This is a genomic window from Streptomyces sp. URMC 126 (assembly GCF_051386555.1).
Classification (GTDB): Bacteria; Actinomycetota; Actinomycetes; order Streptomycetales; family Streptomycetaceae; genus Streptomyces.
The window spans coordinates 1-230 of the sequence record NZ_JBPQTX010001432.1; the positions used below are offsets into that span (position 1 = coordinate 1).

Consider the following 230-nt stretch of genomic DNA (forward strand, 5'->3'; position numbering starts at 1 on the left):
GAGGCGGGGCCTCCAGCCACTCCGCCTACAGGCAGTGGATCGACGAGCTGGCCGCCGGGCTGGAGGGCCGGCCGGCCGCCGTCGTCGTCGAGCCGGACGTCCTGGCCCTGATGACGAACTGCCAGAGCGCCGAACAGCAGGCCCGGACCCGGGAGTCGATGGCCTACGCGGGCAAGGCGCTCAAGGCGGCCTCGTCCCGCGCGAAGGTGTACTTCGACGCCGCGCACTCG

The 230-nt window shown here is 73.5% G+C and carries 1 protein-coding gene; it reads left to right on the top strand.

All coding sequences use genetic code 11. The features are described 5' to 3' along the window. Window positions 1–230: glycoside hydrolase family 6 protein (locus ACSNOK_RS36565; RefSeq protein WP_436784941.1), on the top strand; the 230-nt coding region annotated here is incomplete at both ends.